13 protein-coding genes are annotated in these 14,867 nt (G+C 72.4%); 9 read left to right on the top strand and 4 right to left on the bottom strand.

Annotated features, from left to right (window positions below; all coding sequences use genetic code 11):
- Nucleotides 1–64: 64 nt before the first annotated feature.
- Nucleotides 65–1,282, bottom strand: a complete 1,218-nt coding sequence (locus ABZ342_RS38355) for an MFS transporter (RefSeq protein ID WP_360483884.1) — start codon at nucleotides 1,280–1,282, stop codon at nucleotides 65–67.
- Nucleotides 1,283–1,661: 379 nt separating this feature from the next.
- Between ABZ342_RS38355 and ABZ342_RS38350 the strand changes: the two genes are divergently transcribed.
- A complete protein-coding gene (locus tag ABZ342_RS38350; RefSeq protein ID WP_360483881.1) occupies nucleotides 1,662–1,850 on the top strand; it encodes a hypothetical protein in 189 nt (62 codons plus the stop codon).
- 3 nt (nucleotides 1,851–1,853) lie between these two features.
- Here ABZ342_RS38350 and ABZ342_RS38345 read toward each other — a convergent pair whose 3' ends face one another.
- Entirely contained in the window at nucleotides 1,854–2,636 is a 783-nt protein-coding gene (locus ABZ342_RS38345) for an IclR family transcriptional regulator (protein WP_360483878.1), read from the bottom strand.
- Between the two features lie 84 nt (nucleotides 2,637–2,720).
- Here ABZ342_RS38345 and hutH point away from each other — a divergent pair, with 84 nt between their 5' ends.
- From hutH to ABZ342_RS38315, 6 genes are all read left to right on the top strand, one after another.
- On the top strand, nucleotides 2,721–4,247 hold the full coding sequence (hutH, locus tag ABZ342_RS38340; RefSeq protein WP_360483875.1) for a histidine ammonia-lyase: 1,527 nt from the start codon (nucleotides 2,721–2,723) through the stop codon (nucleotides 4,245–4,247).
- 2 nt (nucleotides 4,248–4,249) lie between these two features.
- A complete protein-coding gene (gene hutU, locus ABZ342_RS38335; RefSeq protein WP_360483872.1) occupies nucleotides 4,250–5,902 on the top strand; it encodes a urocanate hydratase in 1,653 nt (550 codons plus the stop codon).
- Complete coding sequence (locus tag ABZ342_RS38330; RefSeq protein ID WP_360483869.1) at nucleotides 5,899–7,095, top strand: allantoate amidohydrolase; 1,197 nt, start codon at nucleotides 5,899–5,901, stop codon at nucleotides 7,093–7,095. Before hutU ends, ABZ342_RS38330 begins: the two co-directional genes overlap by 4 nt.
- Entirely contained in the window at nucleotides 7,092–8,381 is a 1,290-nt protein-coding gene (locus ABZ342_RS38325; RefSeq protein WP_360483866.1) for a formimidoylglutamate deiminase, read from the top strand. The genes ABZ342_RS38330 and ABZ342_RS38325 overlap by 4 nt, the downstream gene beginning before the upstream one ends.
- Entirely contained in the window at nucleotides 8,369–9,514 is a 1,146-nt protein-coding gene (gene hutI / locus ABZ342_RS38320; RefSeq protein ID WP_360483863.1) for an imidazolonepropionase, read from the top strand. The genes ABZ342_RS38325 and hutI overlap by 13 nt, the downstream gene beginning before the upstream one ends.
- A 121-nt stretch (nucleotides 9,515–9,635) precedes the next feature.
- Entirely contained in the window at nucleotides 9,636–10,793 is a 1,158-nt protein-coding gene (locus ABZ342_RS38315; RefSeq protein WP_360483860.1) for an NAD(P)/FAD-dependent oxidoreductase, read from the top strand.
- Here ABZ342_RS38315 and ABZ342_RS38310 read toward each other — a convergent pair.
- Nucleotides 10,777–11,643, bottom strand: coding sequence for a lipase (locus tag ABZ342_RS38310; RefSeq protein ID WP_360483857.1), 867 nt, complete (start codon nucleotides 11,641–11,643; stop codon nucleotides 10,777–10,779). The genes ABZ342_RS38315 and ABZ342_RS38310 overlap by 17 nt on opposite strands.
- A gap of 81 nt (nucleotides 11,644–11,724) precedes the next feature.
- Nucleotides 11,725–13,143: an acyltransferase gene (locus ABZ342_RS38305; RefSeq protein ID WP_360483854.1), complete on the bottom strand. Its 1,419-nt coding sequence runs from the start codon at nucleotides 13,141–13,143 to the stop codon at nucleotides 11,725–11,727.
- Nucleotides 13,144–13,375: 232 nt separating this feature from the next.
- Between ABZ342_RS38305 and ABZ342_RS38300 the strand changes: the two genes are divergently transcribed.
- Both ABZ342_RS38300 and ABZ342_RS38295 read left to right on the top strand, forming a co-directional pair.
- Complete coding sequence (locus tag ABZ342_RS38300; RefSeq protein ID WP_155544606.1) at nucleotides 13,376–14,500, top strand: inorganic phosphate transporter; 1,125 nt, start codon at nucleotides 13,376–13,378, stop codon at nucleotides 14,498–14,500.
- A gap of 8 nt (nucleotides 14,501–14,508) precedes the next feature.
- Nucleotides 14,509–14,730, top strand: a complete 222-nt coding sequence (locus ABZ342_RS38295) for a hypothetical protein (RefSeq protein ID WP_086676319.1) — start codon at nucleotides 14,509–14,511, stop codon at nucleotides 14,728–14,730.
- The last annotated feature ends 137 nt before the right edge of the window (nucleotides 14,731–14,867 follow it).

The raw sequence follows: 14,867 nt of genomic DNA, 5'->3' as shown, positions 1-14,867 counted from the left end.
ACGGAGCCGGTCCGGCCCGAGGTGGCGGAGGGAGGCGCGCCATGTGCGGACGCGACAACTGAGGTCATGGTCCCGCCAGTCCGACCCGGCGCCACGCCCTCGCGATCGGCACGGCCACCGCGGCACCCGCCGCCCCGGCCGCGGCGATGGTGTGCGCCGGGCCCAGCACGTCGGCCAGCGCGCCCGCCGCGGCCGCGCCGACGCCCTGCACGGTGATCAGTCCCGTGGAGTTCACGCCGGCGCACTGCGCGCGGTGCTCGTCCGGCACCCGCCGCATGAACGACACCGTGCCCTGGATGTTGTAGCCCGTGGCCAGCAGCCCGGACGCCGCGAGCAGCACCACCGACAGCACCAGCCCCGGCCGGAAGACGAACACGATCAGCGGTAACCCCGCCGCGATCCCCAGCCACCCGAGCACGCGGACCTGCACGCGCTCGGGGACCCACTTGCCGAACATGACGCCGCCGAGCACGCTGCCCGCCGGGTCCGCCGCCATGAGCAGTCCCACCAGCGCCGCGCCCGCGCCGATCCCGGCCGCGTACGGCGCGGCCAGCGCCTCCGGCACGACGTAGAACCCCGCCAGCCAGTTCAGCGCCACCAGCGTCCGCAACGCCGGGTCGCGCCAGATCAGCCGGATCCCCGCGGACGTCGTCGACAGCCAGGCCGGCCGGACCGCCTGCGCCACCGGCGCGCGCCGCCGGACGCCGGTGACCAGGAACAGCGCCGATAGCAAGAACGTCACCGCGTCGAGCGCCAAGGCCGCGGACGGCGCGAGCGCGGCGATCAGCAGCCCGCCGCCGGCGAACCCGGCCAGCTGCGCGCCCTGGATCGTCACGTTCCGCAGGGCCATCCCGACCAGGTAGCGCTCGCCTTCGAGCACCGAGGGCAGCAGCGCCTGCTGCGCCGCCTTGAACGGCCCGCCGAGCGCTGTCATCACCGCGACCAGCACGCACAGCACCCACAGCGGGACGCCGGGGATCGCGATGACGCCGACCAGCGCGGCCCGGGCCAGGTCGGCCACGACCATGACGTCCCGGCGCGGCCACCGGTCACCCGCGCCGGCCAGCAGGATCCCGCCGAGCAGCGAGGGCACGTACGTCAGGGCGTAGGTCAGGCCGGTGAGAGCGGCGGAGCTGGTGCGCTGGTAGACGAGGACCGCGAGCGCGACGCGGGCGAGCTGGTCACCGCAGACGGAAAGCAGCTCGGCGACCCACATCGCGCGGAACTCGGCGACGGCCAGGACCGCGCCGAACCCCACCCTCGTCACCCGTGCGTCATCCATCGCCGGCGCCCCTCAGACCGCTATCCGGTCACGGTAATAACCCAGCGGAGTGGAATCGAGCCGTTCGGTGACAGTTGCCCCGATCGCAGCAGCCGGCTGCGGCCGGGCGGGTCACGCCCGAGCTCGCCACCAGTATCAGCCTGCCCGCGCGGCTTCCCGCGTTGCTGATCACGACCTACGTCAGTGAACCGGTCGCCGAACGGCTGCGCGCCCGGGGGATCGACTACGTGGACACGGCGGGCAATGCCCATCTCGTCTGGGACGACGAACACGGAGACGGATCCGGAGCAGTGATGATCGACTTATCCGACTCGGAAAACCCTGAGATCCTGCGGACTTCGAACGGCTCGCCGGCTGGCTCGAGAAACGTGGCGGCATCGTGCACTCGTTCCTCGTCGAGGGGGTCGAGGTCGATGTGGTGCCGTACGGCGGCATCGAGCGAGTCGAGGTCCGGGTCGCCGAGGACGAGGATGTGCTGGGCCGGCTGGCCGCCGACGCGCGGGCCCTCCGGGCCCCCGAGCCCATGCGAGCCATGGGGAACGGGATACGAGGCGCCGCCAGGTCTTGAGCGTCAGCCCGGGTGGCCGCCGATGCGGCTGGTCAGCTCGGCGGCCGTCGCCGCTACCTCGGCTGCCAGCTCCGGCCACGTCTCCGTGCACGGCTCCGTCGCGCAGTGGTGGCGCAGGGTCACGCTGATCGCCGCCAGGGGGCGGGCGCCGTGGTCGAAGACCGGGGCCGCCACCGACGCGAACCCCTCCGTCACGTGGCCGTCCTCCACCGACCAGCCGAGGCGGCGCTCCGCCGTCAACGTCCGGCGCAGCTCGGCGAGCGTGTGCGGGCCGCGGCCGGTGCGGAGGACGAACGCCGACGCCGACGGGAACAACGCCCGGACGTGCGGGGCCGGAAGGTGGCGCAGGATCGCGCGGCCGGACGCCGTCAGCTGGGCCGGCAGCCGGACGCCGACCTCGGTCACCAGCGTCTCGGGCCGGGCCGGGCGCTCCTTGATCAGGTACAGGGACTCATTGCCGTGCAGCACGCCCAGGTGGGCCGTATGGCCGGCGCGGTCGACGAGCTTGCGCAGCAACGGTCCGGCCAGCCGCTCCAGGGGGTCGTGGCGGAGGTAGGCCGAGCCCAGCTCGAACGCGGCGATGCCCAGGCCGTAGCGGCGTTCCGCGGGCAGGTGGACGACGAACCCGGCCGCCTCCAGCTCGCTGAGCAGGTGATACGTCGTCGACCGGGGGAGGCCCGCTTCGCGCGCGATCGCCGCCGCGGTCACCGGGCCCGGACGCGTCGCCAGCAGGCTCAGCACCGCCAAGCCGCGGCGCAGCGCCGGCACTTCGCTGCTCTCACCCATGGCCCAAGGCTAACGTCTGGGATACCAGACGGAACCACCCGTTGAGGCATCCCACCAGCGGGAAACGCCGTGTCCAATGAGCCCATGCCGGAAAAAGTGCTCCTGGGCCCGGAACCCCTGACCGCCGCCCAGGTCGTCGACGTCGTCCGCGGCCACGCGCCGGTCGGGCTTTCGGACGCGGCCGAGAAGAACCTCGCCGCGACCCGCCAGCACATCGAGAACCTCGCCCACGCCGTCACACCCACGTACGGCGTCTCGACCGGCTTCGGTGCGCTCGCGACCCGTCACATCCCCGTCGAGAGCCGGACCGCGCTGCAGCGCAGCCTGATCCGCTCGCACGCCGCCGGGGCCGGGCCCGCCGTCGAGACCGAGGTTGTCCGCGGGCTCATGCTGCTGCGGCTGCGGACGCTCGCCAGCGGCTACACCGGCGTCCGCCCGGGCACGGCGCAAACGCTTGCGGCCCTGCTCAACGCCGGGATCACGCCGATCGTCCACGAGTACGGCTCGCTCGGCTGCTCCGGCGATCTCGCGCCACTGGCCGCCGTCGCGCTCGCGCTGATGGGCGAAGGCGACGTCGTGCACAACGGCGTGACCAAGCCGGCGGGAGAAGCGCTGAAGGAAGCCGGGATCGAGCCGGTCGTCCTCGCCGAGAAGGAGGGCCTCGCCCTCACCAACGGCACCGACGGCATGCTCGGCATGCTCCTGCTGGCCGCCGCCGACCTGCACAAACTGTTCGACATCGCGGACATCACCGCCGCGATGAGCGTCGAGGCGCTGCTGGGCACCGACCGCGCGTTCGCCGCCGAGCTGCAGGCCCTCCGGCCGCACCCCGGCCAGGCCACGTCCGCCGCGCGGATGTGGACGGCGCTGCAGGGCTCGAAGATCGTCGAGAGCCACCGCGGCCCGGACTGCAACCGCGTCCAGGACGCCTACTCGCTGCGCTGCGCCCCGCAGGTGCACGGCGCCGCGCGCGACAGCCTCGCCCACGCCGAGCTCGTCGGCGAGCGCGAGCTGATGTCCGCTGTGGACAATCCCGTCGTCCTGGCCGACGGCCGCGTCGAGTCCAACGGCAACTTCCACGGCGCGCCCGTCGCGTACGTGCTGGACTTCCTGGCGATCCCGGTCGCCGACGTCGCGAGCATCGCCGAGCGCCGTACCGACCGGATGCTCGACAAGGCGCGCTCACACGGCCTGCCGCCGTTCCTCGCCCACGACCCCGGCGTCGACTCCGGCCACATGATCGCCCAGTACACGCAGGCCGCGATCGTCAGCGAGCTGAAGCGGCTCGCCGTCCCGGCGTCGGTCGACTCCATCCCCAGCAGCGCGATGCAGGAGGACCACGTCTCCATGGGCTGGTCGGCCGCGCGGAAGCTGCGCAAGGCCGTCGACGGCCTGACCACCGTGCTGGCCATCGAGCTGCTCACGGCGGCCCGCGCGCTCGACTTCCGGGCGCCGCTGGAGCCGTCGCCGGTCACCGGCCGCGTCCGGGACCTGCTCCGCACCCGGGTCGCGGGCCCCGGCCCCGACCGGCACCTGGCGCCCGAGATCGCGGCCGCCGAAGAACTCGTCCGCTCCGGCGCCGTCCTCGACGCCGCCCGTCTGGAGGTCTGAGAATGTCCCGCGTAGTCCGTGCCGCCCGCGGCACCCAGCTCACCGCCAAGTCGTGGCAGACCGAAGCCGCGCTGCGGATGTTCCACAACAACCTCGACCCCGAGGTCGCCGAGCGCCCCGAGGACCTGGTCGTCTACGGCGGCACCGGCAAGGCCGCCCGCAACTGGGCCAGCTTCGACGCCATCACCCGCGAACTGACCACTTTGGACGACGACGAGACGCTGCTCGTGCAGTCCGGCAAGCCGGTCGGCGTGTTCCGCACCCACGAGTGGGCGCCGCGGGTGCTCCTCGCCAACTCGAACCTGGTCGGCGACTGGGCGACCTGGCCGGAGTTCCGCCGCCTCGAGCAGCAGGGCCTCACGATGTACGGCCAGATGACCGCGGGCTCGTGGATCTACATCGGCACCCAGGGCATCCTCCAGGGCACGTACGAGACGTTCGCCGCCGTCGCCAAGAAGAAGTTCGGCGGCACGCTGCGCGGGACGTTGACCGTGACCGCCGGCCTCGGCGGCATGGGCGGCGCGCAGCCCCTCGCGGTGACCATGAACGACGGCGTCGCGCTCGTCATCGAGTGCGACCCGCAGCGCGCGCAGCGCCGCGTCGAGCACCGCTACCTGGACGAGGTTTCGGGTGACCTCGACAACGCCATCGAGCGCGTCACCCGCGCGAAGCGGGAGAAGCGGCCGCTGTCGGTCGGCATCGTCGGCAACGCCGCCGAGATCCTGCCGGAGCTGCTGCGCCGCGGCGTCGAGGTCGACATCGTCACCGACCAGACGTCCGCGCACGACCCGCTGTCCTACCTGCCCAAGGGCGTCGGCGTCGAAGACTGGCACGACTACGCGGCCAAGAAGCCCGACGAGTTCACCGACCGCGCGCGCGAGTCGATGGCCGAGCACGTCGAAGCGATGCTCGGGTTCATGGACAAGGGCGCCGAGGTCTTCGACTACGGCAACTCGCTGCGCGGCGAAGCCAAGCTCGGCGGCTGCGAGCGCGCGTTCGACTTCCCCGGCTTCGTGCCCGCCTACATCCGCCCGCTGTTCTGCGAGGGCAACGGCCCGTTCCGCTGGGCCGCGCTTTCCGGCGACCCCGAGGACATCGCGGCCACCGACCGCGCGATGCTGGAACTGTTCCCGGAGAACGAATCCCTCGCCCGCTGGATCAAGCTGGCCGGCGAGCGCGTGGCCTTCCAGGGGCTCCCGGCCCGGATCTGCTGGCTCGGCTACGGCGAGCGGCACCTGGCCGGCCTGCGGTTCAACGAGATGGTCGCCAGCGGCGAGCTGAAGGCGCCCGTCGTCATCGGCCGCGACCACCTCGACTCCGGCAGCGTCGCCTCGCCGTACCGCGAGACCGAGGCCATGGCCGACGGCTCCGACGCGATCGCCGACTGGCCGCTGCTCAACGCCCTGGTCAACACCTCCTCCGGGGCGAGCTGGGTGTCGATCCACCACGGCGGCGGCGTCGGCATGGGCCGGTCCATCCACGCCGGCCAGGTCAGCGTGGCCGACGGGACGGAGCTGGCCGCGCGGAAGCTGGAGCGCGTGCTCACCAACGACCCGGGCATGGGCGTCATCCGCCACGTCGACGCCGGCTACGACCGCGCGAACGACGTCGCCGACGAGCGTGGCGTGCGGATCCCGATGCGGGAGCGGGCGTGACGGCTTCCGGTTTCCTGGAAGAGATCGGGGACGTCGGGCGCGACGCGAAGCGCGGCGGGTACTCGCGCCACGCGTTCGACTCGCCCGAGCAGGACCTGCGCGCGTGGTTCGGCGAGCGGGCGCTGGGCCTCGGACTCGACGTCGACACCGACCACAACGGCAACATCTGGGCCTGGTGGGGACCGCCGGGCCCGGACGCCGTCGTCACCGGCAGCCACCTCGACTCGGTGCCCGGCGGCGGTGCCTTCGACGGCCCGCTGGGCGTCGTCAGCGCACTGGCCGCGGTGGAAAGCCTGCGGGACAAGGGGTTCCGTCCCGGCAAGCCGCTCGCCGTCGTCGTGTTCGCCGAGGAGGAAGGCGGCCGGTTCGGCGTCCCGTGCCTCGGTTCGCGGCTGCTCACCGGCACGATCGACGCGGACAAGGCGCGCGGGCTGCGTGACGCCGACGGCGTGACGTTCGCCGAGGCGGCCGGGAACTCCGGCTTCGACCCGGCGCTGATCGGCCCCGACCCCGGGCGGCTCGGGCTGATCGGGAAGTTCCTGGAGCTGCACGTCGAGCAGGGGCGCGGGCTCATCGACCTCGGCGCGCCGGTCGCCGTCGGCAGCACGGTGATCGCGCACGGGCGGTGGCGGTTCTCCTTCGAGGGCCAGGGGAACCACGCCGGCGCGACGCTCATCGACGACCGGGCCGACCCGATGCTGCCCGCCGCCGCGACGGTCACCGCCGTCCGCCGGCTGGCCCGGGCGGTGCCGGACGCGCGCGCGACCGTCGGCCGGCTGGTCCCGACGCCGGGTGGCACCAACGTCATCGCGTCCACTGTGGACCTCTGGCTGGACGCGCGGGTGCCCGGCACGGCGACTCCCGCGCTGGTCGAGGACATCAAGCAGGCCGCGGAAGCCGCCGCGAAGGAGGAAGGCTGCCGGGTCACGGTGACCCGGGAGTCCTATTCGGACGACGTCGTGTTCGACGACGCCCTCCGGCGTGACCTCGCCGATCGCCTCGGCGCGCCGCCGGAGCTGCCGACCGGCGCCGGGCACGACGCGGCGATCCTCGCCGGGTTCGTCCCGGCCGGCATGCTGTACGTGCGCAACCCGACCGGGATCAGCCACTCGCCCGAGGAGTTCGCCGAGCCCGGCGACGTCGAGGCCGGCGCGACCGCTCTCACCGACGTCCTGGAGCACCTGGCGCGATGACTTTCTGGTGCGAACAGGCCTGGCTGCCCGGCGGGATCGCGTCCGGGGTCCGGATCGACGTCGCCGACGGGCGCATCACGAGCGTGACCGCGGGCGCGCCCCGCGGGGGCGTGGTCCTGAGCGGGCTCACGCTGCCCGGCTTCGCGAACGGGCATTCGCACGCCTTCCACCGCGCCCTGCGGGGCCGGACGCACCACGAGCGCGGCACGTTCTGGACGTGGCGCGAGCGGATGTACTCCCTGGCCGCGCGGCTCGACCCGGACACCTACTACCGGCTGGCGCGCGGGGTCTACGCCGAGATGGTGCTCGGCGGGTACACGAGCGTCGGGGAGTTCCACTACCTGCACCACGCGCCCGGCGGGAAGCCCTACGCCGACCCGAACGCGATGGGGGAGGCGCTGCGGCGGGCCGCGGCGGACGCCGGGATCCGGCTGACGCTCCTGGACACCTGCTACCTCGCAGGCGGCATCGGCGTCGAGCCGGACGAGGTGCAGCGCCGGTTCTCCGACGGCTCGGCCTCGGCGTGGGCGTCGCGCGTCGGAGACCTGAAGGAAGACGAGCTGTTCCGCGTCGGCGCGGCGATCCACTCGGTGCGGGCGGTGCCGGCTGATGAACTGTCACTTGTGGACAGTGCGCGGGTCGTGCACATCCACCTTTCCGAACAGCGCGCCGAGAACGAGCAGTGCCAGGTTGCGTACGGCTGCACCCCGACCGAGCTGCTGCACCGGCGAGGGGTGCTGACCGACCGGCTCGTCGCCGTGCACGCCACCCACCTCACCGGGCAGGACATCGACCGGCTCGGCGCCGCCCGGGCCCGCGCGTGCTTCTGCCCGACGACCGAACGCGACCTCGGCGACGGCATCGGCCCGGCTCGTGCGCTGCGCGACGCCGGTGTCCGGCTCGGCGTCGGCAGTGACAGCAACGCCGTCGTCGACGCCTTCGAAGAGACCCGCGCCCTGGAGCTGGACGAGCGGCTGGCCAGCGAGGAACGCGGCCGGTTCACCGCCGAAGAGCTGCTCGAGGCGGGCACCGACCACACCGCGGTCGGCTGGCCGGAGGTCGGTGCGCTGTCCGAAGGCCGGGGCGCGGACTTCGTCACGATCGGGCTGGACTCGGTGCGGACGGCCGGGATCGAGCCGTCGGGCGTGGTGTTCGCCGCGTCCGGGGCCGACGTCCGGCACGTCGTCGTGGCGGGCCGCGAGGTCGTGCGGGAAGGTGAGCACCAGCTGATCGAGCGACCAGAAACCGTTCTGGCGAAGGAGATCGAGGCACTGTGGCACTCCTAATCACGGGCATCGGCGAGCTCACGACCAACGACGCCGAGCTGGGCAGGCTGACCGATGCCGCCCTCGTCGTGGACGGCTCGCGAGTGGCCTGGGTGGGGGCGGCGAAAGACGCGCCGGACGCCGACGAGCGCGTCGACGTCGAGGGACGCGCGGTGCTGCCAGGCTGGGTCGACAGCCACACGCACCTCGTCTTCGCGGGCGACCGCACCGCCGAGTTCGAGGCGCGGATGGCCGGAAAGCCCTACACGGCAGGCGGAATCGCGATCACGGTCGGCGCGACGCGGGAGGCGTCCGACGAACAGCTGGCGGCGAACCTGCGCCGCCACGTCGGCGAAGCGGCGCGGCAGGGGACGACCTGCCTGGAGACCAAGACGGGCTACGGCCTCACGGTCGCGGACGAGGCCCGCAGCGCCCGGATCGCCGGGGAAGTGGCCGACGAGGTCACGTTCCTCGGCGCGCACCTCGTGCCGCCGGGCGCCGACGCCGAGTCCTATGTGGACCTGGTGTGCGGCGAGATGCTCGACGCGGTGGCCGGTTCCGTGCGCTGGGCGGACGTCTTCTGCGAGACCGGGGCGTTCGACGAGGCCCAGTCGTCACGGGTCCTGAAAGCCGCGGCCGAGCGCGGGCTGGGCCTGCGCGTGCACGGCAACCAGCTCGGCGAAGGTCCCGGCGTGCGGCTCGCGGTGGACCTCGGCGCGGCGAGCGTCGATCACTGCACCTACCTGAGCGACGCCGACGTGGAGGCCCTCGCGGCGTCGGAAACCGTGGCGACCCTGCTGCCCGCGTGCGACTTGTCGACCCGGCAGCCCCTCGCGCCGGCCCGGCGGCTGCTGGACGCGGGCGCGACCGTCGCGCTGGCCAGCAACGCCAACCCGGGCAGCTCGTACACGACGTCGATGGCGTTCTGCGTCGCGACGGCGGTGCTGCAGATGCGCATGACGATCGAGGAAGCCGTCTGGTCGGCCACGGCGGGCGGCGCGAAGGCGTTGCGCCGCGACGACGTCGGGGTGCTGCGGCCTGACGCGCGGGCGGACGTCCACGTGCTCGACGCGCCGTCGGTGACGCACCTGGCGTACCGGCCGGGCGTGCCGCTCACGAAATCGGTGTGGCGCGCCGGAGATCGGGTGCGCTAACGTCGTCGGCGAGGACGCGCGAAGACACAGTCCGGTATGGGTTAGTCCGGGCGGCGTTGTGCTTTTACGGCATGCAGGCTTACCTGTGCGTCCCTTCCTCGGAAGCGACGAAGGGACAACTGTGTCTGTGATCATCGTGGGCGCCGGCCTGGGCGGCTTGAGTCTCGCGCACGGCCTGCGCCGAGCCGGAATCCCGTGTCGGGTATACGAACGTGACGAATCGCCCGGCGCGCGCAAGCAGGGCTACCGGCTGCACATCAGCGGCGTCGGCGATACGGCGTTGCGCGACGTACTGCCTCCCGAGCTGCACGAACTCTTCCGCGCCACGGCGGGCCGGGCGCTGTCGCACACGAACGTCTACGACGATCAGCTGCGGCTGCTCACGCGCCTGGCAGACGAGGGCACCCACCTCAACATCAACCGCTTCACCCTGCGGCAGATCCTGCTGCACGGCCAGGAAGTCCTCTACGGCAAGCGATTCACGCACCACGAGACCGACGAAGACGGCGTGACCGCGCATTTCGCCGACGGCACTTCCGCCCGCGGCAGCCTCCTGGTGGGCGCGGACGGCATCAACTCCGTCGTGCGGCAGCGGTACCTCCCGCACGCCCAGGTCGTCGACGCCGGGCTCGTGCACCTCTACGGCCGGATCCCGCTCACCGCGGAAACCCGGGCGCTGTTCGAGCCCGAGATGTTCGCGGTGTTCTCGATGATGGTCGGCCCGGACCGGACGATGGCCGGGTTCGCGCCGGTCGACTACCCGGAACCGGTCGCCGCCGCGTGCGCCCGGCTGGCGCCGGACCTGCGGCTGCGCGACGACGAGTCGTACATGACGTGTTCGGTCGGCGCCCGCTGGGAAGTCGTCGGCCACGACGAGGCGGAGCTCGCCGCGATGACCCCCGGTGACCTGCAGAAAGTGGCCCTCGGGCTGGTCGGCGGCTGGCACCCGCTGGCCCGCGCGATGGTCGGGCACTGGGACGTCCCGGCGACGTTCCCGCAGCCGATCCGCACCAGCGTGCCGATCGGGCCGTGGGAGCCGTCGCGGGTGACGCTCGTCGGCGACGCGATCCACGCGATGAGCCCGGCCGGCGGCGCGGGCGCCAACACCGCGTTGCGCGACGGTGCGGCGCTGGCGTCCGCGCTGGCCGGGTCTCCGCCGCTCGAAGCCGTGGCGGCTTACGAGCCGGCGATGGTGGGCTACGGGTTCGCCGCGGTCCGGGAGTCCGCGGAGAACGGACGCCGGTACCTCGGGCAGAACCCGCTCACAGCGGAAGCGTGAACGGCGTGCACTTCGGCGTGTAGGACGAATCGAGCGCGTGCAGGATCAATCCGGTGACGTTCGGGTCGACCGCCTGGCTCAGGTGCCCGGACGCGTCGGAGGCGCAGAAGTCCTGCAGCACGATGTCCGTCGCGCCCGGCTCGTTCATGATCCCGCTGGTGTACGGCGTCACGACTTCGTCGTACTTGCTGACGATGTTGGTGTACGCCGGCCCGGCGACGTGCACACCGCCGCGCGCGAGATCGTCCAGGAACGCCGACGGCGCGAGGTACTCCTTGCACGAGCCGCAGGCGGTCTTCAGGACCAGGTCGAGCCCGGGAACGGTGGTGAGCAACGCTTTCGCCAGCTTGTCGAGGCCGCCGAGGGTGGTGCCGCGGTAGTTCGCGCCGAAGCCGACGAAGTGCGCGACCTTCGCCGCGCCGCCGTTGTACTTCAGGTAGTACGCGGGCATGGTGCTGCCTTCGGAGTGGCCGACGATGTCGACCTTCGCCGCGCCCGTGGTGGACCGCACCCGGTCGACGAACCGGCCCAGCTGCGCGGCGCTGTCGCGCATCGACGCGAGCCCGCCGACCGCCGGGCCGAGGATGCCGGTGCCGTAGGTCAGCGAGAAGACGCAGTAGCCCTGGGCGGCGATCTTCGGCGCGTGGAAGAACCAGTTGACGGTGTCGTTCGCGCCGAGGCCGTGCACCAGCACGACGGGCTCCGGATGGGCGGCCGACGGACGGCAGCCCCAGTCGTTCCAGCCGCTGGTGGGTGCCGCTTCGGCGATCGCCGGCGCGACCGCGCCGAAGGTGAGCGCCGCGGCGAGCACGGTCAGGATTCGCTTGACACCGCCGTTGGTGACCCGCATTCCGTTGCCTCCAGTTACCCGTCAGTAGGTGATGCAGATCATGGTCTGTCACATACCACTGGAGGCGAACTGGGAGAACGCTCAGAGATGACGGGTGTTCGTTGTGACGGGTGACAACGACGTCTTGCGGGCCCCGACGACGATCCCGGCCACCGCGACGAGACCGCAGAGCCACGCGAACCAGTCGCCGAAGCGGGCGTACGGGGTCTTGCCCGGGCCGATCGGGACGTCGGCGACCACCACAGTGAACGGGCCGCCGCCGGTGTGCGCGTCGGCCAGGACGTGGCCCTGGGCGTCCGAGAGCATCGGCGTGCCGCGGGCGGCGCTCCACGCCACCGAAAAGCTGTTCTCGACGCCGCGGATCAGCGCCGTGCGGCTGTGCTCCCAGCCGTCGGCGTCCTCGTCGGAGGCCGGGATGAGCACCAGGCCGGTGCCGGCTTCGCCGTATTCGCCGCCGGGGTCGGCGAAGTTGACGTCCATGCACACCATGAGCCCGATCCCGGCGAGGTGCGCGAGCCCGGTGCCGGACGCGATGTTCTTCGAATCCCCGTTGTGCCACTTGCGGTATTCGACCGGCGCGCCGGTCGGCGGAATCGCGAGGGCGGCGTTGAACCGGCCTCCGGGAGTGGTGTCGAGGACGCCGGTGACGACGTCGAGGCCGCGGACCCGGGCGACGTCCGTGAAGGCGTCGACGAGACGCGGACGACTGGCCTCGTCCACCGCGAAGGCGGCTTCCGGGAGCACGACGGCCTGGACGCCGTCCGGCAGCCGGCGGATCTGGTCCACATAGGACTGGATCAGTGCCTGGCCGTCCGGGGTGGCGACGTCCACGGCCCAGCGGCTCTGCCCCGGCGCGACCAGGGCGATCCGCGTCGACGGCCCGGCGGGCGCCGGCACGGTCCAGAAGACGAGCGCGCCCAGTGTGGCGGCCACCGCGACCAGTCCGGTCGTGCGGGACCGGGCCCGCACCCCGGGGGCGAGCGCGGCGGCGACGGCGGCCGGGACGAACAGCACCAGGAACTCGACGCCCCAGCCGCCGGTCACCGCGGCGATCCGCAGGATGTCCGGCCGGTCGGCCTGGGTGGTCATCAGGGTGCCCATCAGCCCGGTCGGGTTGAGCAGCGAAACGACGTAGAGCGCGACGGTCCACAACGCGGGCGCGGCGAGCGCGGCCACCAAGCCGTGGCGGCGCCGGACCAGCAGCCGAAACAGCCCGGCGGACAACGCGAACAGCAGCGCGCTGCCGGCCAGGATCGCGATCGCCGCCGGACGCGGGACCGCCAGCGAATGCCAGAAGTAGCTCCAGGTGCCGGCGCTCCCCGCGAGGTGAGCGAGGAACGCGCAGCCGAGCGCGGCCGCGCCCGGGACGCGGGGTGCGAGCAGCAGGATCGGCAGCGGGGCGAGCCACGCGAGTTCGGGTACCGGGTCCAGGCCCGTGCCGAAGAAGAACAACACCGCCGACGCCACCGTCGCGACGACCGCCCACCCGAGCTTGTTCATCGCTGCCCCTTTCGTCCGATCGACGGTCGCAGCGAACCGGGCCGGACGCACTGGGCCAGACCACCGGATCGGTGGTCGGGCTGGCCCTACCCTGCCTGAATTGCCGGATATGCCGGGAAAGCGCTTACCGGTTCATGGAGAGTTCAGCCAGCCGTCACGCCTTCGGGATCGGGTGCCGGGCACCCGCTGGGTAGCGTTTTTTCGCAGCGACTTCGGGACGGGAGAGTCACCTATGGACTTCTCACTGATCGTGCTGGTGGTGATCGTCGCGGCACTGGCCTTCGACTTCACCAACGGCTTCCACGACACGGCCAACGCGATGGCCACTTCGATCGCGACCGGCGCGCTCAAGCCGAGAGTCGCGGTCGCCGTGTCGGCGGTCCTGAACCTCGTCGGCGCGTTCCTTTCGGTGGAGGTCGCGAAGACGATCTCCGGCGGCATCGTCGACGACACCAAGGTGACGCCGGTGATCATCTTCGCCGGCCTGGTCGGGGCGATCGTGTGGAACCTGGTGACGTGGCTCATCGGGCTGCCGTCGAGCTCGTCGCACGCCCTCTTCGGCGGGCTGATCGGCGCCACCTGGATCGCCTCGGGCTCGGACGCCGTCCACTTCGGGAAGGTCGTCGAGAAGGTGCTGATCCCCGCGCTCGCCTCGCCGATCGTCGCCGGGATCGTCGCGACGCTGGGCACCTTCCTCGTCTACCGGATCACCGCCCGGGCCAAGGACAAGACCGTGGGCAAGACCTTCAAGGCCGGTCAGATCGCGTCGGCTTCACTGGTCTCGCTCGCGCACGGTACGAACGACGCGCAGAAGACCATGGGTGTCATCACGCTGACGCTGATCGCGTCGGGCTCGCTCGCGCCGGGCTCCAACCCGCCGATCTGGGTCATCCTCACCGCGGGTGCCGCGATCGCGCTCGGCACCTACCTCGGTGGCTGGCGGATCATCCAGACGATGGGCAAGAAGCTCACCGAAATCCAGACGCCGCAGGGCTTCGCGGCCGAAACCAGCGCCGCGGCGGTCATCCTCACCTCGGCGCACCTCGGGTTCGCGCTCTCGACCACGCACGTCTGCTCGGGCGGCATCATCGGCTCCGGCCTGGGCCGGCGGCTCGCCGAGGTCCGCTGGGGCGTCGCCGGGAAGATGGTCGTGGCCTGGGCGCTGACGCTGCCCGCCGCCGCGATCGTCGGCGCGGTCGCCGCGGAGGTGTCGACGCTCGGCACCTGGGGCACGGTCCTGATCGGCCTCGCCGGGGTCGTCGTCGCGGTGGGCATCTACCTCGCGTCGAAGCGGAACCCGGTCAACGCCAACTCCATCAACGAGTCCGAGCCGGCTGTGCAGCCGGCCAACGCCTGAGGAGCGCCATGCACATCGATTGGGGTTCCCTCGGTCTCGTCTTCGTCGTCGCGCTCGCTTCGGTGGTCGTGCTGACGAGCCTGTTCTCGTTCGGGGTGGTCGGGCTCTCGCAGCGCGAGTCGGCCCGCGAATCGGGTGCCTCGGGCACCGGTCCGCTGGCCGGGGCGGTCATCTGCTTCGCGCTGTGCGCGGCGATCGTCGGTTACGGGATCTACCTGATCGTCGCCTGAGCGCGTTCCCGGAGCCCGTCCGGGAGCCCGCCGAGCATCGGGGCCAGCGTGCCCCGGCGCTCGGCGCTCAGGTGGTTCAGCATGTCGCCAGCCCGTGCCGGCCGAGTTGCCGCTCAACGACTTCATCGACTCGCTGC

This window comes from Amycolatopsis sp. NPDC005961, assembly GCF_040629235.1.
In the GTDB taxonomy this organism is placed as follows: Bacteria; Actinomycetota; Actinomycetes; order Mycobacteriales; family Pseudonocardiaceae; genus Amycolatopsis; species Amycolatopsis camponoti.
The sequence above is the reverse complement of the archived record's forward strand: the minus strand, read 5'-3'. Positions and strand labels throughout refer to the sequence as shown.

Excerpts from the sequence above, each read along its gene's own strand:
- ABZ342_RS38325 (WP_360483866.1), top strand. The coding sequence starts at position 7,092 with ATGACTTTCTGGTGCGAACAGGCCTGGCTGCCCGGCGGGATCGCGTCC.
- ABZ342_RS38310 (WP_360483857.1), bottom strand. The coding sequence starts at position 11,643 with ATGCGGGTCACCAACGGCGGTGTCAAGCGAATCCTGACCGTGCTCGCC.
- hutU (WP_360483872.1), top strand. The coding sequence starts at position 4,250 with ATGTCCCGCGTAGTCCGTGCCGCCCGCGGCACCCAGCTCACCGCCAAG.
- hutH (WP_360483875.1), top strand. The coding sequence starts at position 2,721 with ATGCCGGAAAAAGTGCTCCTGGGCCCGGAACCCCTGACCGCCGCCCAG.
- ABZ342_RS38300 (WP_155544606.1), top strand. The coding sequence starts at position 13,376 with ATGGACTTCTCACTGATCGTGCTGGTGGTGATCGTCGCGGCACTGGCC.
- ABZ342_RS38345 (WP_360483878.1), bottom strand. The coding sequence starts at position 2,636 with ATGGGTGAGAGCAGCGAAGTGCCGGCGCTGCGCCGCGGCTTGGCGGTG.
- ABZ342_RS38295 (WP_086676319.1), top strand. The coding sequence starts at position 14,509 with ATGCACATCGATTGGGGTTCCCTCGGTCTCGTCTTCGTCGTCGCGCTC.
- ABZ342_RS38355 (WP_360483884.1), bottom strand. The coding sequence starts at position 1,282 with ATGGATGACGCACGGGTGACGAGGGTGGGGTTCGGCGCGGTCCTGGCC.
- ABZ342_RS38305 (WP_360483854.1), bottom strand. The coding sequence starts at position 13,143 with ATGAACAAGCTCGGGTGGGCGGTCGTCGCGACGGTGGCGTCGGCGGTG.